Raw genomic sequence first — 243 nt, forward strand, 5'->3', positions numbered from 1 at the left:
GCGCCGCGGCCGTGGTAGACATCGGCGGGCGTCAGGTTGCCCAGGCTCTCGTGGTAACGCTGGTTGTTGTAGTAGTCGACGAAGGCTTCGATCTGCCGCTCCAGGTCGCCAGGCAGGTAATAATTCTCCAGCAGGATGCGGTTTTTCATTGTCTGATGCCAACGCTCGATCTTGCCCTGGGTCTGTGGATGGTGGGGGGCGCCTCGGACGTGATCCATCCCCTTGTCCTCGAGGAAGTCCGCC

1 protein-coding gene is annotated in these 243 nt (G+C 61.3%); it reads right to left on the reverse strand.

The genetic code is table 11. The annotated features are described in order from the left end of the window. Window positions 1–243 (reverse strand): integrase core domain-containing protein (locus tag EU800_RS26670; RefSeq protein WP_129636400.1); only part of this gene is annotated, 243 nt, incomplete at both ends.

The organism is Tropicimonas sp. IMCC6043 (genome assembly GCF_004146235.1).
In the GTDB taxonomy this organism is placed as follows: Bacteria; Pseudomonadota; Alphaproteobacteria; order Rhodobacterales; family Rhodobacteraceae; genus Tropicimonas.